This window comes from Streptococcus marmotae (assembly GCF_001623565.1).
GTDB lineage: Bacteria > Bacillota > Bacilli > Lactobacillales > Streptococcaceae > Streptococcus > Streptococcus marmotae.
This window is the reverse complement of the sequence record NZ_CP015196.1, coordinates 2,178,767-2,200,297: the sequence shown is the minus strand read 5'-3', so window position 1 is coordinate 2,200,297 and position 21,531 is coordinate 2,178,767. Positions and strand designations below refer to the sequence as shown.

The 21,531-nt window shown below is 38.3% G+C and carries 21 protein-coding genes and 5 pseudogenes; 22 read left to right on the top strand and 4 right to left on the bottom strand.

Annotated features, from left to right (window positions below; all coding sequences use genetic code 11):
- Positions 1 to 94 precede the first annotated feature (94 nt).
- The 16 genes and pseudogenes from A4H00_RS10815 to A4H00_RS10750 all read left to right on the top strand — a co-directional run bounded on the left by A4H00_RS10815 (position 95) and on the right by A4H00_RS10750 (position 14,278).
- Positions 95 to 673, top strand: a complete 579-nt coding sequence (locus A4H00_RS10815; protein WP_067091014.1) for a LemA family protein — start codon at positions 95 to 97, stop codon at positions 671 to 673.
- 128 nt (positions 674 to 801) lie between these two features.
- Complete coding sequence (gene rpiA / locus A4H00_RS10810) at positions 802 to 1,476, top strand: ribose-5-phosphate isomerase RpiA (RefSeq protein ID WP_067091012.1); 675 nt, start codon at positions 802 to 804, stop codon at positions 1,474 to 1,476.
- Positions 1,477 to 1,562: 86 nt separating this feature from the next.
- The gene (locus A4H00_RS10805) at positions 1,563 to 2,774 is read left to right on the top strand and encodes a phosphopentomutase (RefSeq protein WP_067091006.1); all 1,212 of its coding nucleotides are present in this window, start codon (positions 1,563 to 1,565) and stop codon (positions 2,772 to 2,774) included.
- 1 nt (position 2,775) lies between these two features.
- The gene (locus A4H00_RS10800) at positions 2,776 to 3,315 is read left to right on the top strand and encodes a ClbS/DfsB family four-helix bundle protein (RefSeq protein ID WP_067091004.1); all 540 of its coding nucleotides are present in this window, start codon (positions 2,776 to 2,778) and stop codon (positions 3,313 to 3,315) included.
- Positions 3,306 to 4,115 (top strand): purine-nucleoside phosphorylase, encoded by an 810-nt coding sequence (locus A4H00_RS10795; protein WP_067091002.1) that lies wholly within the window; start codon positions 3,306 to 3,308, stop codon positions 4,113 to 4,115. Before A4H00_RS10800 ends, A4H00_RS10795 begins: the two co-directional genes overlap by 10 nt.
- Before the next feature lie 11 nt (positions 4,116 to 4,126).
- A complete protein-coding gene (gene deoD, locus A4H00_RS10790; protein WP_067091001.1) occupies positions 4,127 to 4,837 on the top strand; it encodes a purine-nucleoside phosphorylase in 711 nt (236 codons plus the stop codon).
- A 167-nt stretch (positions 4,838 to 5,004) separates the two neighbouring features.
- The gene (locus A4H00_RS10785; RefSeq protein WP_067091000.1) at positions 5,005 to 7,269 is read left to right on the top strand and encodes a glycogen/starch/alpha-glucan phosphorylase; all 2,265 of its coding nucleotides are present in this window, start codon (positions 5,005 to 5,007) and stop codon (positions 7,267 to 7,269) included.
- Positions 7,270 to 7,583: 314 nt separating this feature from the next.
- Complete coding sequence (gene hemW, locus A4H00_RS10780; RefSeq protein WP_067091626.1) at positions 7,584 to 8,723, top strand: radical SAM family heme chaperone HemW; 1,140 nt, start codon at positions 7,584 to 7,586, stop codon at positions 8,721 to 8,723.
- Positions 8,723 to 9,465, top strand: a pseudogene (locus A4H00_RS10775) (acyl-ACP thioesterase domain-containing protein). The gene hemW and the pseudogene A4H00_RS10775 overlap by 1 nt, the downstream one beginning before the upstream one ends.
- A complete protein-coding gene (locus A4H00_RS10770) occupies positions 9,449 to 10,069 on the top strand; it encodes an NUDIX hydrolase N-terminal domain-containing protein (RefSeq protein WP_067090999.1) in 621 nt (206 codons plus the stop codon). The pseudogene A4H00_RS10775 and the gene A4H00_RS10770 overlap by 17 nt, the downstream one beginning before the upstream one ends.
- A gap of 9 nt (positions 10,070 to 10,078) precedes the next feature.
- Positions 10,079 to 10,162, top strand: a pseudogene (locus A4H00_RS11705) (TIGR01457 family HAD-type hydrolase); the annotation flags it as partial.
- Positions 10,163 to 10,203: 41 nt separating this feature from the next.
- Positions 10,204 to 10,332 (top strand): annotated as a pseudogene (locus tag A4H00_RS11930) (transposase); the annotation flags it as partial.
- A 545-nt stretch (positions 10,333 to 10,877) separates the two neighbouring features.
- Positions 10,878 to 11,241 (top strand): annotated as a pseudogene (locus A4H00_RS11700) (helical hairpin domain-containing protein); the annotation flags it as partial.
- 605 nt (positions 11,242 to 11,846) lie between these two features.
- Entirely contained in the window at positions 11,847 to 12,188 is a 342-nt protein-coding gene (locus A4H00_RS10760) for a LytTR family DNA-binding domain-containing protein (protein ID WP_067090998.1), read from the top strand.
- A 1-nt stretch (position 12,189) separates the two neighbouring features.
- Entirely contained in the window at positions 12,190 to 12,927 is a 738-nt protein-coding gene (locus A4H00_RS10755) for a response regulator transcription factor (protein WP_067090997.1), read from the top strand.
- A gap of 13 nt (positions 12,928 to 12,940) precedes the next feature.
- Positions 12,941 to 14,278 carry a sensor histidine kinase gene (locus A4H00_RS10750; RefSeq protein WP_067090995.1) on the top strand — a complete coding sequence of 446 codons (1,338 nt, stop codon included), beginning with the start codon at positions 12,941 to 12,943 and terminating at the stop codon, positions 14,276 to 14,278.
- 50 nt (positions 14,279 to 14,328) lie between these two features.
- Here A4H00_RS10750 and A4H00_RS11570 read toward each other — a convergent pair whose 3' ends face one another.
- The 3 genes from A4H00_RS11570 to A4H00_RS10740 all read right to left on the bottom strand — a co-directional run bounded on the left by A4H00_RS11570 (position 14,329) and on the right by A4H00_RS10740 (position 18,107).
- A complete protein-coding gene (locus A4H00_RS11570) occupies positions 14,329 to 14,487 on the bottom strand; it encodes a ComC/BlpC family leader-containing pheromone/bacteriocin (protein WP_082815641.1) in 159 nt (52 codons plus the stop codon).
- Positions 14,488 to 14,589: 102 nt separating this feature from the next.
- A complete protein-coding gene (locus A4H00_RS10745) occupies positions 14,590 to 15,942 on the bottom strand; it encodes a bacteriocin secretion accessory protein (RefSeq protein WP_067090993.1) in 1,353 nt (450 codons plus the stop codon).
- An 11-nt stretch (positions 15,943 to 15,953) separates the two neighbouring features.
- On the bottom strand, positions 15,954 to 18,107 hold the full coding sequence (locus tag A4H00_RS10740) for a peptide cleavage/export ABC transporter (RefSeq protein ID WP_067090990.1): 2,154 nt from the start codon (positions 18,105 to 18,107) through the stop codon (positions 15,954 to 15,956).
- A gap of 301 nt (positions 18,108 to 18,408) precedes the next feature.
- On the opposite strand from A4H00_RS10740, the gene A4H00_RS10735 reads away from it, so the two are divergent.
- A complete protein-coding gene (locus A4H00_RS10735) occupies positions 18,409 to 18,642 on the top strand; it encodes a bacteriocin-type signal sequence (protein WP_067090986.1) in 234 nt (77 codons plus the stop codon).
- Positions 18,643 to 18,681: 39 nt separating this feature from the next.
- Positions 18,682 to 19,041, top strand: coding sequence for a hypothetical protein (locus A4H00_RS10730; RefSeq protein WP_067090984.1), 360 nt, complete (start codon positions 18,682 to 18,684; stop codon positions 19,039 to 19,041).
- A gap of 129 nt (positions 19,042 to 19,170) precedes the next feature.
- Here the strand turns inward: A4H00_RS10730 and A4H00_RS11565 are convergent.
- Positions 19,171 to 19,395: pseudogene (locus A4H00_RS11565) on the bottom strand (transposase); the annotation flags it as partial.
- Between the two features lie 528 nt (positions 19,396 to 19,923).
- Between A4H00_RS11565 and A4H00_RS12245 the strand changes: the two are divergent.
- From A4H00_RS12245 to A4H00_RS12305, 4 genes are all read left to right on the top strand, one after another.
- Positions 19,924 to 20,019 (top strand): ComC/BlpC family leader-containing pheromone/bacteriocin, encoded by a 96-nt coding sequence (locus A4H00_RS12245; protein WP_157771007.1) that lies wholly within the window; start codon positions 19,924 to 19,926, stop codon positions 20,017 to 20,019.
- 175 nt (positions 20,020 to 20,194) lie between these two features.
- Complete coding sequence (locus tag A4H00_RS10725) at positions 20,195 to 20,614, top strand: hypothetical protein (protein ID WP_067090981.1); 420 nt, start codon at positions 20,195 to 20,197, stop codon at positions 20,612 to 20,614.
- Positions 20,615 to 20,654: 40 nt separating this feature from the next.
- Entirely contained in the window at positions 20,655 to 20,879 is a 225-nt protein-coding gene (locus A4H00_RS10720) for a Blp family class II bacteriocin (protein WP_067090978.1), read from the top strand.
- 426 nt (positions 20,880 to 21,305) lie between these two features.
- The gene (locus A4H00_RS12305) at positions 21,306 to 21,428 is read left to right on the top strand and encodes a hypothetical protein (protein ID WP_257721978.1); all 123 of its coding nucleotides are present in this window, start codon (positions 21,306 to 21,308) and stop codon (positions 21,426 to 21,428) included.
- Positions 21,429 to 21,531 lie beyond the last annotated feature (103 nt).

Genomic DNA, 21,531 nt, shown 5'->3' with positions numbered 1-21,531 from the left:
TTCTCTATTACGTCGTTAACGAGTGCCCTATGTCTGCGACTCACGATTGAATGGTAAAAGAAAACGAAAAGACCGTAAAAAGAAAGGAAAAATGATGAACAAAAAATTACTCTATATTTTACTTCCCATTTTAGCGATTGTTTTTGTTGCAGTGGGAGCCATTGGTCAATACAATGGTCTTGTCGATAGCTATGCTGAGGTTGAAAATGCCCAGTCTAATGTCGATACCCAGTTGCAACGCCGGTATGACTTAATTCCAAACGTTGTTTCTTCTGTAAAAGGAGCAATGGAGCATGAGACAGAAGTCTTTACAGCTATTGCTGATGCGCGTGCTAAAATCGGATCTAGCAAACAAGGTTCTGCCGAATATAAGGAAGGTCAAAGTCAGCTCGATTCAGCGGTTTCTCGACTCCTCGTCCTCACAGAGAATTATCCGCAACTTAATTCGAATCAACAAGTGTCCGACTTAATCACAGAGCTTGAAGGAACAGAAAATCGTCTCTTGGTTGCTCGTAAAGATTTTAATGCTATTGCGACAGCCTACAATAAGAAAATCAAACGGTTCCCAACCAGCATTTACGCAGGAATCTTTGGTTATGAGAAAGTAGATTTATTCCAAGCGACATCGGATGCCGCAACAACTGTCCCAAGTGTCAATCTTGGGGATAAATAAGCAATCAAACACCTCTTTCTAGTGATAGCAGAGGTGTTTTTTTGACTTTTCAAAATGCAATTTTCATTTCCAATACGGATAGTAAAATGGTATACTGTAATGGAAAACGTTTTAAAAGGAGTCGGTAGATGCTAAATTTGAAAGAGCAGGTGGGGATAAAAGCTGCTGAATTTGTGACAGATGGAATGATTGTGGGTCTTGGAACGGGGTCTACTGCTTATTATTTTGTACAGGAGTTAGGACGCCGTGTTCAGGAAGAAGGATTGTCCATCGTTGGTGTAACGACGTCCAGTGCTACGTCCGAGCACGCTGCTTCTCTAGGAATTCCTTTAAAATCCATTGATGAGGTAGCCTATGTAGATATCACAGTTGATGGTGCTGATGAAGTGGATGCTGCTTTTAATGGGATTAAAGGTGGTGGTGCTGCTCTTTTAATGGAAAAAATTGTTGCAGTCAATAGCAAGGATTGCATTTGGATTGTGGATGAGTCAAAAGTTGTTGAAACGTTAGGAGCCTTTAAATTACCAGTTGAAGTGGTTCAGTATGGCGCTGAAAATCTCTTTCGGAAATTTGAAGAAAAAGGCTATCGCCCAAGTTTCCGTATGAAAGACGGAGAAAAACTCGTGACCGATATGAAAAACTACATCATTGACTTAGACTTAAAAGAGATTGCCGATGCGGAAGTCCTTGCCGATGAATTAGACCAGACAGTGGGTGTCGTAGAGCACGGCCTCTTTATCCAGTTGATTTCAAAAGTTATCGTAGGCTACCCAGACGGGCCACGCTTACTTGAAAAACGATGAGATGCAGGAAACGCTTTGCCTAGAAATGACTAGGAAAGCGTTTTTGTGTTATAATAGAAGTAATCATTCATTTAAAGGAGAAAGAAATGGCAAAATTTAAACGTATGCACGTTGTGGTGCTTGATTCCGTAGGGATTGGAGCTGCACCAGATGCAGATCAATTTTTTAATGCAGGAGAGCCAGATACGACGTCAGATACTTTAGGTCATATCTCAGAAACGGCAGGTTTGAATGTCCCAAATATGGCAAAGATTGGTCTGGGCAATATCGAGCGTACTACACCGCTCAAAACCGTTGCTGCTGAGGAAAATCCAACAGGTTATGTGACAAAATTAGAAGAGGTATCACGTGGAAAGGATACTATGACCGGTCACTGGGAAATTATGGGACTTAATATCACTGATCCATTTGATACCTTCTGGGATGGTTTTCCAGAAGAGCTTCTCCAAAAAATTGAAGCATTTTCAGGACGAAAAATCATTCGTGAGGCCAATAAACCGTATTCAGGAACAGCAGTTATTGATGATTTTGGTCCACGCCAAATGGAAACAGGTGAGTTGATTGTCTACACATCTGCCGACCCTGTTCTTCAAATCGCCGCTCACGAGGACATTATTCCACTAGAAGAACTTTATAAAATCTGTGAATACGCACGTTCGATTACACTTGAGCGTCCATCTCTATTAGGTCGCATCATTGCGCGTCCCTATGTGGGAACACCGGGCAATTTCATACGGACTGCTAACCGTCATGACTATGCTGTTTCTCCATTTGCTCCAACCGTGCTTGATAACTTGAAAGCAGCAGGTATTGATACCTACGGTGTTGGAAAGATCAACGACATCTTCAATAGTGCAGGAATTTCCCACGATATGGGTCATAATCAGTCTAACAACCACGGTGTGGATAATTTCATCAAGGCCTTGCAAAATGAAGACTTTACAAAAGGTCTGTCATTTACCAACCTCGTTGACTTTGACGCAGTCTACGGACATCGTCGTGATACAGCAGGCTACCGCGATTGCTTGGAAGAATTTGATGCCCGCTTGCCAGAAATTATTGAAAACCTTCGTGAAGATGACCTCCTCATGATTACGGCTGACCACGGAAATGACCCTACCTATGTCGGAACAGACCACACCCGTGAGTATGTCCCATTGCTCATCTTTGGAAAATCGCTCACAGGTGCAGGCCGTATTCCAGTTGGGCATTTTGCGGACATCTCAGCGACCATTGCGGATAACTTTGGCGTTGAAAAGAGCCAAATTGGAGAAAGTTTCCTAGATAAATTGGTATAATATGAAAAAATATGAATCCAAGGCAGCCTTACTAGCAGAAATAGAGAAAAAAGCCGACCTCTTTATTGGAGAATTTTCGGTGATTTCTGAGCAGGACAAGGATTTGCTGCTAGACGGGGTGGATCGCAGTCCAGCCCAGATGCTTGCCTATCAATTAGGTTGGTTGAAACTGTTGCAAGGCTGGGAAAAGGATGAGCAGGCAGGACTTGACGTGATTACACCGCATAGAGACTTTAAGTGGAATCAGCTCGGCGGACTCTATCAGCAATTTTATAGAGAGTATGCAGACTACTCTTTGCAAGAGTTGATGACGCAGTTTGAAAAAGAGGTGGGCGCTATCTTAGAGCAGGTAAATCGCTACACCGATGAGGAATTGTTTCAGCCAGAAATCAGAAAATGGGCTAGTTCAACGCCCAGCAAGTGGTCTGTTTGGAAATGGATTCATATCAATACCGTTGCACCCTTTACTAACTTTCGAACAAAGATTCGGAAGTGGAAGAAAGAATATCAAACTAAGGAGAAAGAAAAAAGATGTCATTAATGGAAAACATTCAAGAAACAAAGAACTTTTTGGAAGCAAAAGGGCTTACAGCGCCAGAATTTGGCTTGATTTTGGGGTCTGGCTTGGGCGAATTGGCTGATGAAGTAGAAAATGCGATTGTCATTGACTATGCAGAGATTCCAAACTGGGGTAAATCGACTGTTGTCGGTCACGCTGGTAAATTAGTTTATGGAGACTTGGCGGGTAAGAAAGTGTTGGCTCTTCAAGGACGTTTCCACTTCTATGAAGGAAATCCAATGGAAGTCGTTACTTTCCCAGTTCGGGTGATGAAGTCACTTGGCTGTCATAGTATCATCGTGACAAACGCAGCAGGTGGTATTGGCTATGGCCCAGGAACTCTTATGATGATCAATGACCACATCAACATGATTGGGACCAATCCGCTCATTGGTGAAAACTTGGATGAATTTGGTCCACGCTTCCCAGATATGTCAGATGCTTACAGCAAGGATTACCGTGCCAAAGCGAAAGAAATTGCAGAGAAGATTGGTGTTCAGGTAGAAGAAGGTGTCTATCTAGGTGTGTCTGGTCCAACTTATGAAACACCAGCGGAAATCCGTGCCTACCAAACCATGGGCGCTTCTGCGGTCGGTATGTCAACTGTACCAGAAGTCATTGTGGCCGTGCATTCAGGGATGAAAGTTTTAGGAATTTCAGCGATTACTAACTATGCAGCTGGGTTCCAAAGTTCACTCAATCATGAAGAGGTCGTCGAAGTGACAACACGCATTAAGGAAGATTTCAAAGGCTTCATCAAAGCAGTCTTGGCAGGTTTATAAGAGGAGAAGAGATGTCTATTCATATTGGAGCAAAAGTTGGCGAGATTGCTGACAAGATTTTATTACCGGGTGACCCTTTGCGGGCAAAATTCATCGCAGAAAATTTCTTAGAAGATGCGGTGTTGTTCAACGAAATTCGTGGCATGTATGGCTACACGGGGACTTACAAAGGGGAGCGTGTGAGCGTGATGGGAACAGGGATGGGAATGCCGTCTATTTCTATCTATGTGCGTGAGTTGATTGTGGACTATGGTGTAAAACGCTTGATTCGTGTGGGGACCGCAGGTTCACTCAATCCAGATGTCCATGTCCGTGAATTGGTCTTGGTACAAGCAGCAGCGACCAATTCAAACATCATTCGCAACGATTGGCCTATGTATGACTTCCCACAGATTGCTAGTTTCAATCTGCTGGACAAGGCCTATCATATTGCTAAAGAATTAGGTATGACCACGCATGTGGGCTCTGTCTTGTCGTCTGATGTCTTTTACTCAAACTTTGCTGAGCAAAATATCAAGTTAGGCACCATGGGCGTTCATGCTGTTGAAATGGAAGCAGCAGCCCTTTACTACCTTGCTGCACAACATGGTGTAGAAGCCCTAGGCATTATGACCATTTCAGATAGCCTTGTTAATCCAGATGAAGATACAACAGCAGAAGAACGTCAAACAACCTTCACAGATATGATGACAGTTGGTCTTGAAACACTGATTTCTAAGTAAGCTATTCTGAAAAAATTTACATCTTTAGGTGTAAATTTTTTCTTGCTCAAGACTTGCCTTTTGGGTCAAAATATAGTATAATACGTAGGAAAACGTTTCCAAAAAAAGTGGAAAATTTGCATATTTATTTCTATAAAAAATGAAAACGGCAGGAGTTTACAAAAACAATGATTAATTTACAAAATTTTGTGCAAACCATGTATGCAAAGCGCATTGAAGATTGTTCGGATCAGGAATTATATTATGCCCTTCTTGCCTTTACAAAGCAGCGGAGTGAAGCAAAATGCACCAATGACCAAAAGAAAAAAGTTTACTATATTTCAGCAGAGTTTTTGATTGGAAAACTCTTGTCGAATAATCTGATTAACTTAGGTTTATATGATGAAGTAAAACGCCAGCTAGCAGTAGCTGGAAAAGATTTGATTACGATTGAAGAAATGGAGATGGAACCTTCTTTGGGCAATGGTGGTTTGGGTCGTCTGGCAGCCTGCTTCCTTGATTCCATTGCTAGTCTTGGCTTGAGTGGTGACGGTGTTGGTTTGAACTATCATTTTGGCTTGTTCCGTCAGTTATTCCAGTATCATCAGCAGTCAGCTGTTCCAAATGAATGGATTACACCACGTTCTTGGTTGACAGAATCTCCGATTTCCTATCAAGTACCATTTGCGAATTTTATCTTGACTTCAAAACTCTATGATATTGATGTGCCTGGTTATAAGACAGAAAAGAAAAATCGTCTTCGTCTCTTTGACTTGGCGTCTGTTGATGACAATATCATTGATGACGGTATCGACTTTGATATGGATGATATTTTCCGTAATTTGACTCTTTTCTTGTATCCAGATGATTCGACAGACCAAGGAAAAATCTTGCGAATTTTCCAACAGTATTTTATGGTGTCAAATGCTGCGCAACTTTTGATTGATGAAGCAATTGCTAAAGGTTCAAACTTGCATGATTTGGCAGATTATGCGGTGGTTCAAATCAATGATACGCACCCTTCCTTGGTTATTCCTGAATTGATTCGTCTTTTGGAACTGCGTGGCATTGCCTTTGATGAAGCTGTGGAGATTGTCAAGAGCATGACAGCTTACACCAACCATACCATTTTGTCTGAAGCCTTGGAGAAATGGCCACTGGAATTCCTGAATAAAGTTGTCCCACACTTAGTACCATTTATTGAAGAATTGGACCGCCGTGCAAAAGAAATCGAGAACGATCCTGCAGTTAATATCATTGATGAGCATGGTCGTGTACATATGGCGCATATGGATATTCACTATGGCTACTCAATCAATGGAGTTGCTGCGCTTCATACGGAGATTTTAAAATCATCTGAGCTCAAGGCCTTTTATGACTTGTATCCTGATAAATTCAATAATAAGACTAATGGGATTACCTTCCGCCGTTGGCTCATGCATGCCAACCCACGTTTAGCCCATTATTTGGATGACTTGATTGGTCGTGATTATCACCGTCGGGCAGAGGCCTTGGAAGACTTGCTTGGTTATAAGGACGATGTAGCACTCAAACAGGAATTAGAAAAGATTAAACACCACAATAAACGGAAATTGCAACGCCATATTGCCAAAACACAAGGGGTTGAGGTCAATCCGGATTCAATATTTGATGTGCAAATCAAACGGATGCACGAATACAAACGGCAACAGATGAATGTTTTATATGTCATTCATAAGTATTTGGACATCAAGGCGGGGAATATTCCTGCTCGTCCATTGACCGTATTCTTCGGCGGAAAAGCGGCTCCAGCCTACACAATCGCGCAAGATATTATCCATTTGATCTTGGTCTTATCACAAGTCATTCAGCATGACCCTGAAGTGAGCCCACACCTACAATTAGTGATGATTGAAAATTATAATGTAACAGAAGCAAGTTTCATCATTCCAGCAGCAGATATTTCAGAGCAGATTTCCCTTGCTTCAAAAGAAGCGTCTGGGACAGGAAATATGAAATTTATGCTAAATGGTGCCTTGACAATTGGTACAGATGACGGCGCAAATGTGGAAATCCATGAGCTAGTTGGCGATGATAATATCTACATCTTTGGTCAAGATAGTCAGACGGTCATTGATCATTATGCAAATGGTACCTATCACCCACATCATTTCTATGAAAAGGAAGCCATTCGTCCCTTAGTAGACTTTATTACCAGTGATGTTATTCGCCAAGCAGGAGGAATTGACGAGCGCTTGTGGAGATTGCAAGACAATCTTAGGCACAATGATTACTTTATGACCCTTCTAGATTTAGAAGAGTACATTGAAACCAAGGAACGGATGTTGAGAGACTACGAAGACCGCGACGCTTGGTTAGAAAAAGTTATTGTTAATATTGCCAAAGCAGGTTTCTTCTCAAGTGACCGCACAATTGAGCAGTACAACGAAGATATTTGGCATTTGGAGAAATAAAAAGGTCCGGTGGACCTTTTTATCTTGCGCTCAAGAGCTGCTAGAAGCGCAATAAGTGAGTGGTATGTTATAAGAGGAGGATAAGAACAGGAGTTGCTTTCTGTTTCACTCTCTTTCCAATTCCCTCTTTCTGACGAAAAGGGGTGAGTGTGAAAAGGTCCGGTGGACCTTTTTATCTTGCGCTCAAGAGATGCCAGAAGCGCAACAAGTGAGTGCTACGTTATAAGCGGATAAGAACAGGAGTTGCTTTCTGTTTAACTCCCTTTCCATTTCCTCTTTCTGACGAAAAGGGGTGAGTGTGGTATAATAGCTTCATGACAAACAGACCGACTTCAGCTTATGTGCATATTCCTTTTTGTACGCAGATTTGCTATTATTGTGATTTTTCAAAGGTATTTATTAAAAACCAGCCTGTTGATGAGTATTTAGCTGCTCTCATGGAAGAAGTACGTTTCTATGATTTACCGCCTTTAAAAACGCTCTATATTGGGGGCGGGACACCTTCAGCTCTCTCGGCAGAGCAATTAGATTACTTGCTGACAAATCTAGAAGCTATCCTAGACTTGTCGGAAGTGGAAGAATTTACGATTGAAGCCAATCCTGGAGATTTGACAGCTGATAAAATCGCTGTTCTCCGAAAATCCAAATGCAATCGGGTTTCACTGGGTGTTCAAACTTTTGATGATCGGATGCTCAAGAAAATTGGGCGTTCTCATAATCAAGCTCAGATTTATGAGACGATTGGTGCTTTAAAAGAGGCTGGTTTTTATAATATTTCGATTGATTTAATCTATGCCTTACCAGGTCAAACCATGGAGCAGGTCAAGGATAATGTAGCAAGAGCCTTAGAACTTGACATTCCTCATATGAGCCTGTATAGCTTAATTTTAGAAAACCATACTGTTTTTATGAATCGACAGCGCAGGGGCAATCTGCACCTACCCAATGAAGATGTCGAGTCAGATATGTTCGAGTACATCTTGCAGGAATTGGAAAAAAATGGCTTTGAGCACTATGAGATTTCCAATTTCACCAAGCCAGGCTTTGAAAGCAGACACAATCTCATGTACTGGGATAATGCAGAATATTTTGGACTTGGAGCAGGGGCTTCTGGTTATATCAAGGGTATGCGGTATCGTAATCGTGGGCCGATTCAACATTACTTAAAATCCATTCGTGAAAAAGGTCATGCAAGGCTTCACGAAGAGCAGTTATCGCAAGCTGAGCAAATGGAGGAAGAAATGTTTTTAGGTTTGCGGAAAAAGACAGGAGTCTCCATTGCACGATTTGAAGAAAAATTCCAGACTTCCTTTGAGAGACTCTATGGTCAGGTTGTAGCAGAGTTGAAAGCAGAAGGATTGCTTCAAGAAACAGAGGGACGTATTCGAATGACCAAGAAGGGACTGTTTCTTGGGGATACGGTTGCAGAACGATTTATACTAGGAGAGGACTAATGGGACTACGTTATCAGGAAACACTGACTCTGCCCTTTGATATGGTAGATGTCAAGCAAGAATTAAAGATTCCAGGCTTTTTAGCCTATTGTTTAGCCTTATCTGGTCGCCAATCAGATCTTCTAGGGCGCGGAGATAAGGAAATCTTTGAGCAGTATGGCCTTGTCTGGGTGGTGACGGATTATGAAGTGGATATCACTCGATTGCCACACTATCAGGAAGCGATTACGATTGAGACAGAAGCAATTTCTTACAATAAGTTTTTCTGCTATCGGACTTTTCATGTCTATGATGAAACAGGAGCTTTACTGATTAAAATTTTAGCTTATTTTGTCTTGATTGATTTTGAGACGAGAAAGGTCAGCCCTGTTCCAGAGGAATTGATTGCTCCATATCAATCAGAAAAAGTGAAAAAAGTAGCACGTGCACCGAAATATGACCTCTTAGAAGAAGCTGTTGAGGCAGAGAGAGAGTGCGGTATTTTGACATAGACTTAAATGGCCATGTGAACAATAGCAAGTACCTCGAATGGATGTATGAGAGTCTAGATTATGATTTTCTTCTTCAGTATCGGCCAGCCTATTTTCAGCTTAAGTACATAAAAGAAGTGGCGCCAGGGGCCACAGTGACGACAAAAGTTGTGCAGGAAGAAGGTATCAGCCACCATGAAATCTGGTCCAAAGGCCAGCTCAATGCCCAAGGTATGATCAAATGGGAGAAAAGAGATGGCAACAGAGGATAACTGGCTCAAATGGGCCATCCGTTTGCAGGCCTTGGCACAGACAGGTCTGGCTTATGGCAAGGATGTCTATGACATCGAACGCTTTGAAGAAATTCGCCAGATAGCTGCTGAAATGTTGGTTGAGCCCTCAGGCTTCCCCTTGGAAACAGTACAAGATTTATTTTGTAATGAATCGGGGTATCAGACCCCAAAATTAGACACACGAGCAGCGATTATTGAACAAGAGAAAATTCTTTTGGTGCAAGAAAATGATGGCCTATGGTCGCTACCGGGAGGCTGGTGCGATGTCGATCAGTCAACGATGGACAATGTCATCAAAGAAGTACAGGAAGAAGCAGGACTTGAAGTAGAGGTGGAGCGATTAGTGGCTATTTTGGATAAGTCAAAGAGCAATCCTAGTCGTTCTGCCTACCATGTGACCAAGATTTTTTACCTATGCCGAAGAATCGATGGGCAATTTCAGGCAAATTTAGAAACCATTGCAAGTGACTACTTTGCTTTGGATGATTTACCTCTCCTGTCTTTGACGAAAAATACAGCCGAACAAATAGCGCTTTGTTTTGAAGCACATCAGGCGGAGCATTGGGAAGCACGGTTTGAATGAGGAGACTAGATGACCTATACAGGATATTTGATTGATTTAGACGGTACGATTTATAAGGGAAAAGACCATATTTCAGCAGGAGCTTTGTTTATGCCTTGCAGGAATGAAATCTTTCCTATCTTTTTGTAGGGTATTATTTCAATGCTAAACTTGAATCAGTTAACAAACTCATCAAAGCCATCAGATGCAATGCTTTTAGCTATAGCAACTTTGACAACTTTAAGAAACGCATCTTCTTCACTTTAAATAGTCAAACGGTCTGAGAAAAGACCGTTTTAGCTTGTCTCCGAAAAGTTCCAAAGAGAAGACGAATTTGGTCTCCTCTTGTGCTTCATTAGGCTCACCTGCTACAGTTAACAATGGCTATACTCACTTTTTTACTTTGCTGAATATGCGTTAAAATGTAAATTTTTTTCATTACACCAGAATGCATTCTTGAGTGTAAGCCTTAAAAGATAATTCGTATTGGTCTATTAGCCGCCTTTAATGCTTCTAGAGAATTTACAAGATTAGCTATTTCTGAAAATCCTTCTGTACTTGCTCTGATAGAACAATTCCGCCAGGCAGTAACTCTCGACTAAAAGATTCATAAAAGTAGCGAAGCTTGCACCTTACATCCGCCTCGTCTAGCTTAGCGTTTATCTTTTCAGATTTCAGTTGATTTTTTTAGAAATATCGACTGAAATCTGAAACTCCTATGTCATCACCTCTTCAAAAGGTTTCCAAGAACCTGCGCTTGCCCAAAATCCTGAATGGTAGGATAGTGAGCCATCACTTTATGATCCACTAAAATCTCTGATTTTGTGTCATTCATAACAAAGAGAATTCTAGATTGAATCGCTATATGCGAGGGCATGATTTGATTCGTCAGTTGACACATGACAGTAAGCATATTTCGAAATGCAGACGACCAACGTTAGCAAGTTTCAAGGAAAAATTTGGAAATAAACCTCTTGGTCGAGTTGGAGATTAATAGCCAGTCCTATCAAGAAGTAAAAGACGAACTAGTTAAAGAGATTGCTCAACTAGATTTGATTATCACGGACTTACAGGATAAGCTCGCTCATCTTAATAAAGTAGTCGAAGTGTTGTTCAATTTCAATAATATTGATCCACAAAGTAGACGATTGGCTAGATATGATTATGAGAAGATAAACCTGACTGGAGCAATTCATCCCAACACTTTGCAGCCCTACACGTTCTTTGAATCATATAGACTGTCTAAATACAAATGAATTTGATCTCTAATAAACTTTAGAGATTTATTTTCTGTGGTATCAATGACTCCAAACACTCGATAATGATTTCTGAAAAGTTCTTCGTAGTTGATGTGACTTCCAATGATGATAATATTTGCGAGTTCTGAATGAGCTCGTATATCTTGTAAATACAAATTCAGCTGATTTGCTGATAAAAACATTGATTTTATGATAAAATAGGTAGTAGGAATATGAGATTTATAGGGATGATAATAGAGAGAAATCTTGATATCACGATATTTTCTTTTACTTAATAAATATATTTTAGTTATTAAAGCAATAAAGAAACTAATCAAAGAATTTGGAAAAATTTCAATCATAACTATTCCTTTCCAAAGTTTAGTATGTATTAGTTTATCATTATTTTAGTTAGTCTTATAGGGTATTTCCTGAATGGTTATTAAAATTTCTTAAATAGGAAATGACTTGCCATTCAGGATGTTTCGATTACCATTTGGGATTGAGGACAAATGGAACATTGGTTTTGTGATATTCTTTGATTAAAAGGAGGGAAACCAATGAATTTTATGATGATTAAAACGAAGCAACATGCGATGAAGGTGAGGATAGCTGATGTTTATTATATAAAGTCACATCCGGAAAAACCACACTATATTGAAATTGTGACTGAAAAAAAGACCTATGCTATTTTAGAGAAACTTCAAAATATAGAAAGCCTTTATTCAGATTATTTTGTTAGATGCCATAGAAATTGTTTAGTGAATATTTCAAAAGTGACTGAAATTAATCTTCAAAATAAGACGATTCTTCTTGGGTATGAGGGAGAGCGTCAAGTTCGGTTTTCTAGACGTCGTTATCAACATTTGGTAGAACAATGGCTCAATAAAGGAGATTTTTAGTATGGATATATTTGTATTGGAAGATGATTTTAGGCAACAAACCCGACTTGAGCAAGTGATTGAAACATTACTAGAGAAACATCAGATTGAGCCAACGTATTTTGATATTTTTGGAAAGCCTGATCAGTTGATTCATTCCATTCACCAGAGAGGTTCGCATCAGGTATTTTTTTTGGATATTGAGATAAAGTCAGAAGAACTCAAAGGTCTTCAAGTTGCTAAACAGATTCGAGCAATTGATCCCTATGCAATTATTGTGTTTGTAACAACTCACTCTGAGTTTATGCCGTTATCATTTCGTTATCAAGTATCGGCATTGGATTATATCGATAAAGAATTATCTGCTAGTGAATTTGAATCTCGCATTGAAGCAGCTCTACTCTATGCAAAAAGTAAGGAGGGTAAAACAATAGCTGATGATTCCTTTTATTTCAAATCGAAATATGCTCAGGTTCAATATCCTTTTGAAGACGTCTATTATATAGAGACTTCTCCACTTCCTCATCGAGTTATTCTCTATACCAAGACTGACCGAATGGAATTTACCGCGAGCTTATCAGATATTCTAAAACAGGAGAAGAGATTAGTACAATGTCATCGTTCATTTGCTATCAATCCTAAGAATGTTGTTAAAGTGGACAGGCAAGCTAAACTTCTCTATTTTCCTAATGGAGCAAGTTGTTTGATTGCACGACAAAAGATGGAGGGGACCTTGTCATCGATTGAGCAGCTACATTAATTGAGGAGGATTTATGAAGATTATTCCGTACTTTATCGAAGCTATTCTATCTAATGGTTTAGTCATCGTCTTATTTTTCGCTATCAATCGTATCCGATTTTCTTCACGATCTATTTTCATAGCACTGGCTCTTCGCGTCTTAATAGCAGTAATCTTAGCAACTGTGAAGCAGGTGATGCCAAATAATTTATTGTATTATTTAGACTTACCACTATATTGTTTATTACTATCTTTTGTGTTTTTGAAGCCACTGCCTAAAACATTGCTTATCTTCTACGGTCTTTTTCCGCTTACTTTGTGGAATCTCTTTCATCGTATTAATTCTTACTTTATTTTATCCTTGTTGGAGCAAGGAAAGATTTCATCATTAAATGATAGTCTTTATTATTTTAGTGCTTTACTAAGTCTAGTGTTTGTCTTTCTTTTTCTAAAATGGTCACAGTATGATTTTATAAAATTACAAACCAGTCTGATTGACTTGAAAGATCAGCGAGTGCTCTACCGCACAAATTGGGCTATGGTTATTTATTATGTCTTGATGCAATTTTTAACCTATTTAGAGTATGATGAAGGAATAATGACTATTGATTATCGTAGGTTGATTTTAGTAGTTTATCTAATTATTTTTATGGGCCTTATCAAGCAATTAGATAGGCATGTAAGAGAAAAATTGCAAAAGAAATTGCAACTCCAACAAACCTTACAGCTGAGTAATATGGAAAATTACAGTCATCATGTCGAAGAGCTTTATCGAGAGGTGAGAGGATTTCGACACGATTATGCAAATCTGTTGACGACCTTGCGGTTAAGTATTGAAGATGATAATATTTCTCAAATCAAGGAAATTTATGAAACTGTATTAAAGGACTCTCATAAAAGATTGCGGAATCCGAAATATGATATTGGTCGCTTGATGAATATTCCAAACTCAGCCTTAAAAAGTCTGTTAGCGGCAAAGTTTATGCAGGCTAGTGAGAATAACATATCAGTCACTCTAGAGGTCCCTGAAGTTTTTGAGCCAAGAGGCATGGAGTTGGTTGATTTTATCACCATTGCTTCGATATTGTTAGATAATGCTATTGATGCAGCAATAGGCACTACTGTGCCTAAGATTAATATTGCCTTATTGCAGGTCGATGATAAACAGATGTTGATTATTGAAAATTCCATGAAAGAAGAAGTGATTGATACCTCAGAAATCTATTCTTTTGGAACCAGTTCAAAAGGTAGTAATAGAGGAGTTGGACTATATAATGTGATGAAAATACTCGAACATTATCCCCTCACCTCCCTTAATACGACCAGTCAGGATTACACTTTTTGCCAAATTTTAGAAATCGGTCTTGAGTAAGCTATAAATTGAAAAAGCATAGGGTAATCTCTATGCCTTTTCAATGTACTTTATCCTAGCTGATGTTTGTTAATATCTCCAGTTAATTTTATTTCGGATATTTGTTTAAATCTATTTAAAACATCCGTCCACCAATTCCCACCAGAGATGTGATGAAGTTCAGAACAGGTTAGCTCAGGAAATTGTGTTAGTGTTTGTTTCTTGTCCATTTTAGGACCTCCTTTATATAATTTTTATTTTATTATAATCAAAATTGTATCAATTGTGTGGCTATTTCTGGAATAGACTTTGAAATTTCCTGAATGGCGAATTTATTGAGAATGATGTAAGATTTTATCCTTATAGTAATCAAAGTAAGTTTTTTTGTCAATAACGCTGGTCACACGTCCTTGCAAGCCGTATTGGATAAGTGTACTACCCTTATCAGGAAGTTTCGCTAATGCTGTAATCTTAAAGAGATTTCCTTGTTCTGTTTTGGTAGCAGTCTTATCAATGGATTGGATATTTCCAATAATAGTGATTGCTTGATTCCCTATTTTCTCAAGGTTGAGACGAACGATCTGATTTTTTTCAAGCAATGAGACATATTCTGAAGGAACATAGTAGCTAATGAGAACTTCTCTTGTTTCACTAATATTTGGATAAATTTGAGCGATTTCACTGCCGTTTGGAATAAGGTTCTTGCCTTCAAATTCACTATTGAAATGGATAATTCCCGTTTCTGGAGCTTTGATGGTATTGCTATCCAATCGAACAGTTGCTTGTTCAAGCTGAGATTTTAGATCGGTGATTTGATTTTCGACAGTTGTGAGCTGCTGAGAAGCTGTTTGTAGGAACTGAGTTCGGAGAACTTCGATTTTTGTTCCCAAACTAGTATCATAAGTAGAGATACTTCCAGTACCTGCACGTTGGATAGTGAGACTAGCAATGGAATTTTCAAGACTAGAAATACTTTGATTGATTTGTGAGATGTACTGATCTACTGTAGCTGGATTTTGGGCTTGAGACAAGTAAGTATTCAGAGTAGCTTGGTGAGGATTGCCTACTGATAAGCTGGGAGCTTGACTGATAATTGCTTGGCGAAGCTCTTCATATTCGGAGATTTGCTGATGGATTGCGTTGATCTGATTGTCGATTGCTGCGACAGTATTACTAGCGATAGCGGCTTGGTTGTTCACTTCCGTATTGACTTTCGAGATACCAAGTTCGATATCTTGTGATTGTGTGATAAAGTTATGAAACGTATTGACATAGCCAAATTCATCATCTCCTGAAAAAAGATTTGTACCCTGCTCTAAACTGGATTTGAGAGTTTCAAGTCCAGTTTTTTGTCGCTGAAGGAGGGCTAATTGCGTTTCTATAGCCTGCTTTTGAGAGCTTTCCATGGTTTCAGAGTATTTGATGATGACCTCATCTTTTTTGACTAGCTGATTATTTACTAGGTTATTGGTAAGAATGGTGTTATTGCTGGTTGATTGAATGGAAGCGATAATCTTTGTTGGAGTAATTTCTCCTCGTGAGGTGACAGTGACTTCCTTCTTGGCAAATAGCGAAAAAATTACTAGAAAGCTAACGAACAAGATTAAAGGAATAATCAGGAGTGTCGCAAAGTTGTGGTAACGTCGTTGATAAAATTCAGCGCTTTTAAACAGATTTGGATTCATGGAGCATCTCCTTACTTACTAAATAAATGATGGTAGAAGCCTTGCTTAGCCATTAGTTCCTGATGAGAGCCAGTCTCAATAATTTTTCCTTGGTCAAGGACAATGACCTGATTGGTTCGCTCAGAAATGCTAAGTCGATGAGCTACAAAAATAATGGTTTTATCAGTCATCGTCATCAGGTTATCAATCACCTTTTTTTCTGTCAGGACATCAAGACCGCTTGTCGCTTCATCGAGTATGAGAACAGAAGCTTTGGTGAGAAGAGCCCTGGCTAGGGCAATCCGTTGTTTTTGACCACCGGACAGACCTGCTCCGTCAGAGAGTTCTGTTTGATAGCCCATAGGCATCTGTTCGATGTCATGGCGGATCTCTGCAATTTCACAAGCCCTTAAAATATCTTCTTGACGAATCATCTGATTAGCACCCAAGGTCAAATTCTCTAAAACAGAACCGCTAAAGATATAGGCTTGTTGAGGGAGGTAGTTGATATGTTTTCGCAATACTTTTTTATCCACCATTTTGAGGTCGTTATTGTTAATGGTGATGCGTCCTTTGTAGGGTTCAAAGAAGTTGACAATCATTTTAGCTAAAGTCGTCTTTCCTGAACCACTAATCCCTACGAGACTCACCTTGTCGCCTTTTTTGATTGTCAGATTGATGTCTGATAAGGTGTCACGACCAAAACCATACTTGTAGGAAAGGTCTTCAAACTGAATATCACCAGAAAGAAATTGGCTATCTGTTAGTGTCTGACTATCGCTAAATTCTGATTCAACCAAGTAAACTTCATTTAGACGATTATTAGCTACTTTTGCAGATTGTAATTTTGTTTGAAGGTTGATGATATTTTCCAGAGGATGGGTAAAATAGCTGAGCAGTGTATTGAAGGTAATTAGTTGACCAATAGAAATCGAGTTATCCATGACTAATCTAGCTCCAAACCAGAGAATACCCGTATTAAGGATTAATTGAGCTCCTTGTTTTAGAGTTCCTTGTAGGATAGAGTACTTACTTAATCTAAAGGACTTATCTAGATAGTCAACGAACTCGCTGTCAATTTTCTGGTAGCGCCTTTCTTCGCTAGTTAATGACTTGATGGTTTCGATACCGTTAATATCTTCAATAATAGCGGAGCTGACCATGGAATTGCTTTGCATGACATCATGATTCATCTTTTCAAATGGTTTCATAAAGATGAAAATAATGGCAATGTAGATAGGGACGGAAATCAGTGATAGTAAAAAAAGATTGGTATTTTGTACCAGAAGGACACTACCAACGATGATGAGGATAGAGACATCCAGAAAGAGGGATAGAATGGTGGATGCTAAAGCGTCAATGATGGAGTTGGCATCTGTAAAGCGGGAGATTACTTCCCCTGTCCGCCGTGTGGCAAAAAAGGACATGGGTAATTCAAAGATGTGGCGGATATAAGACAGAATGACATCAATACTTAGTCTCTGACTCAATACAGTGAGAAGATAGTCTCGAGAGAAACTCATTATCTGCTGGAGAATATAGGTGACAATCAAGCCAATAGAGATAATTCCTAAAGTGGACTTCATCTGATTAGGAATATATTCATCTAAAATTCCTTGAATATAGTAAGAACCGCTAATATTGATGAGAGTGACTAGGAGACTTGCTAGTACAATATAGAAGATAAGAGAGCTCTGTTTAAAAATTAAAGGAAGAAAACTCAATAGTCCATTCTTTTTATCTTTATGCGGCTTATAGCTTGCTTCAGGGGCTAGAAAAATGGCAACCCCTGTCCATTCGGAGGCAAAGCGTTCCTTAGTCATCTTCGTGATTTTGACTGTCGGATCAGGGTCACCGATGATCAGATAGTCTTTTTTTGCTTGATAGACGACATAGTAGTGTTGAAGTCTCCCATCCTTATTGACATGGACGATAAAGGGATAAGGTACATCTTCCATATCAAAAAGGGTCATATCTGCTTGAATAGCCCTTGTTTCAAATCCCATCTCATTAGCGGCTTTTACAATCCCAAGAGCAGTCGTCCCTTCCTTATTCGTTTTGGCTAACTCTCTCAAGTGGGCTAGAGAATAGTTCGAACCGTAGAATTTTGCGATGGAAGCTAACGCAGCGACACCACAGTCCCTAGCATCAATCTGTGGGACAAATGTTCGTTTGTAGGATGTCATTTGTATAGGTCCTTTCGTGTTCATTTACAAGTCTATTATGTCATGAACAGCTAAGCAAGGAAGCTTTAAATCTTAAATGGTTATTGAAACGTCTCGAATGGTAAATTAGAAATTGGGTAGTCTTATCAATATGATTCTTGAATGATTAGTTATTAGTACCAAACGGAAAATTTTTCCTGTTTAGGAAAGTTAAATGACTGTTCAGGAAATGGCGAAAATTTTTTAAAAGAAGGTGCTATACTAAACTTGTCAAGGTTGCAACAAGACAAAATAGAAATAATTATATAAGGAGGTATTCACTATGAATACAATTACATTTGATTCAAGTGTTTTTACATCACTTACTACAGAAGAACTGATGGCAATTGAAGCTGGAGCCAATTGGGATCGTGTTTTTACTGGTGGTTCTGTTTACCTAGGAGCAACAATGGCGGTTGTTATGGCTACTAATCCGATTGGTTGGGGTGCAGGAGCAGTTTATCTTGCTACATGTGCTGCTTCAGGAGCTTATATGGGCTATGGACTTGCAACATAACATCGTTTAGTAAAGAGTATAAAGTTGGAGGTGAGAAAAATGGTAAAAAAAAGTTCTTTCATTATATGTGCAGTTACTATAATTGTTACAAATATGCTCATGATTTTGTTTTTTAACAATGGGGAAGAAATTACATCTAATATATTTCTTATAATACTCACTTTGTTTTTGTTGCCACCATTTTTAAGGGCAGTTGATAATCAAATGCAGTCTTTGCTTAGACTAGAATCATACGCTTTCCTTTTCTTGGCGTCTCTATCTGTAATGCGTCTTATCAATCGTGTTACAATAGTACCTATTGTGGTGAATTCCATAATGATTTTGCTTGCTTTAGGGATTGGAATTATGTTGATAACTGCATCCATCATGAGAATATACAAAAAAAATAGAAATAGTTGAATATCAATCCAAGGAATGAAATTTAATAACTAATTTTGAATAGTGAATAACTTTTGTCTATTACATTTTCTCAACTTTCCAACTGTAGCTTTTAGCATATTACTAAATTTAACCTGTTGTGCTAGTTGATTATAATACATAAGCTAGAGAGTATCTCAAACTCAAACCAAAGTCCCCATGACTTGTTTTAAGCATGAGTGAGTAGGTGAGCAATATTGCTTCGACCCTAAATTTTAGTGCTCTTAAATTGCGACAGCGTAAATCTTCTATTCCAAATTGTTCTAGGCTTGAAAATACAGTCTCAATTGGTTTTCGTAGACGACCGATTTTATAGTTTTCAAACCATGAGTAGCCTGAAATGAGATAAAGCATATTTTTCAAGGTGCAGATCATCAGACGAACTATGACACAATAAAATTTTAAGAAAATATACTGGAGATATTAACAGTTTTGAAGGACAGTAAGCGGGTAGATAATAAGCTATTAATAGCTCTTGAAAACTTTTACCAGCGGACAAGCCTTTTGATTGTCATTCGTTCTTTATACTCATTTAATTTTAAAAATAGCCTTTTTATCTATAACTAGTCATTTTTTGCTATAAAATAGAGCAGGCTAAGTGAGTCAAATAGGATGTTTTTTCAGCAAATGCAACAGATAGTAAAAAATAGCTAGCTGCTGACGAAACCATCTAGGTAAGTTTCCAAAATGCTAACTTTGATTTTCACTAAGTATTAAACTCTTGAAAATTTTTGAAAAACTACATTTCATGATGAAAATAAGACATTTGAAGATTTTAAAAATAAAATATTTTTTATCGTGTTATACTAAACTTGTCAAAGTTGCAACAAGACAGAAACTAAAAATAAAAAAGAGGTATTCATTATGAATACAAAAACAGTAGAACAATTTAATTCTTTGAACTCCAATGATCTTGATACTGTAGTGGGTGGTAAAGTTAATTGGGGTCAAGTGGGATAAAGTGCTCCAAGTATTGGAAAGTGTGCCGGTGAAGCCTATATGGCAACAGCTGGTGGAACGGTGTTTTTAGGCCCTTATGAAATTGGAACAGGAGCCGTGGGGGCTGTGATTGGAGGTATCGGCGGGGCATTAACTTGTTAATTATACCTTTAATGCATAGAATGGAAGTGTTTGCATGAAAAAAAGTATTTCTAGACGACAAAAATTAGAAATAATGCGTTTTATAACAGGACAAATACCTATTTTTTTCTTTTTGGTAATAATATTTTCTGGAGAATTATTAAAGCTTTCTCTGTTTATTCGGGTAGCATTTGGAATTCTATTTTTAGCTAATGTGGTAAGTAATATTTACTTTATTAGAGAGATAAAATACGAGCAGGAAAATAAATTAAAATTTTCGCCTGTGGTAAGCCCTAGAACAATTCAAATAATGTTTATCCTTCTATTTATTTGTTTAGGGGGCCTAGGTATTTTCCGTGGCTTTACAGCTTTGGAAACCTATCAACAGATTATTGGCTTTATTTGTGCTTTTATTAGTTTCTTACTTGCTAGCTTACTAGCTTGGGGATTAAAGTATTATAGACTTCAGGATTGAACTGAGCCTGAGACTAAAAATAAAAAAAGAGGTATTCATTATGAATACACAAATTATCTCACAATTTAAACGTATGGATATTGAGCAACTGACATCTGTTGAAGGTGGAGAAAAAGTAGGAGTTGAGGAGTTTGTTCATGTCTTAGCAGTTTGTACGGCAGCAGGTGCTGCTGGTAGTGTTTTTCCTGTTGTTGGAACCTTAGGGGAAGCAATTTTAGGTGCTCAGTATTGTACCGGAACTTGGGCAATTATTAGAGCTAACTAATAGTTTACCAGAGATTTAGACAATGAGTAGAAGGACAGACAATGGCTAAATTTAAAATTATTATTCCAATTTCTGTGACAGTATTAATAACAATAATCTTAGGTATGAGCTTAAAAATTAGTTATTTGAATCTATTAATGTTGGCTTTATATAGTTCATTATTTGAGATAGTTGTTTTTCTATTTTTAAATAAAAGTCTTAAGACAAAATTTACTCTGAAACAGACATTAGATCGATTCAAAGAATTTTTGAAATATACAAAATTTGTTCAGATGTTATTGCTTCTTTATTTTATAGTTAGGCTATTTCTTGGGTTGGATTCGAAGTTAATTCTATTTTATAGCCATATTTTCATTGTTTTCAATGCTGTAGGATATATTTTATGCATATGTGATATTGATTTAAAGAGAAAGAGGTAGGACTAAGATGGAAAATCTATTTTTAAAATTTGTGATTTATCACAAGAAGAATTATCTATTATCCAAGGTGGAGATAAAAATGGGGCAGATTTATTCCTGTCAGGAGTTGGTGGAGCAGTTGAAGGTTTAAGTTTCTGTTTGTAAACAGTGCCTTTTCCAACACCACAGATTTATGCTATTTGTGCAGCAGGGGGAGCTGCAGCTGCTATCGTTTTCCTACATTAGAAAGTAGA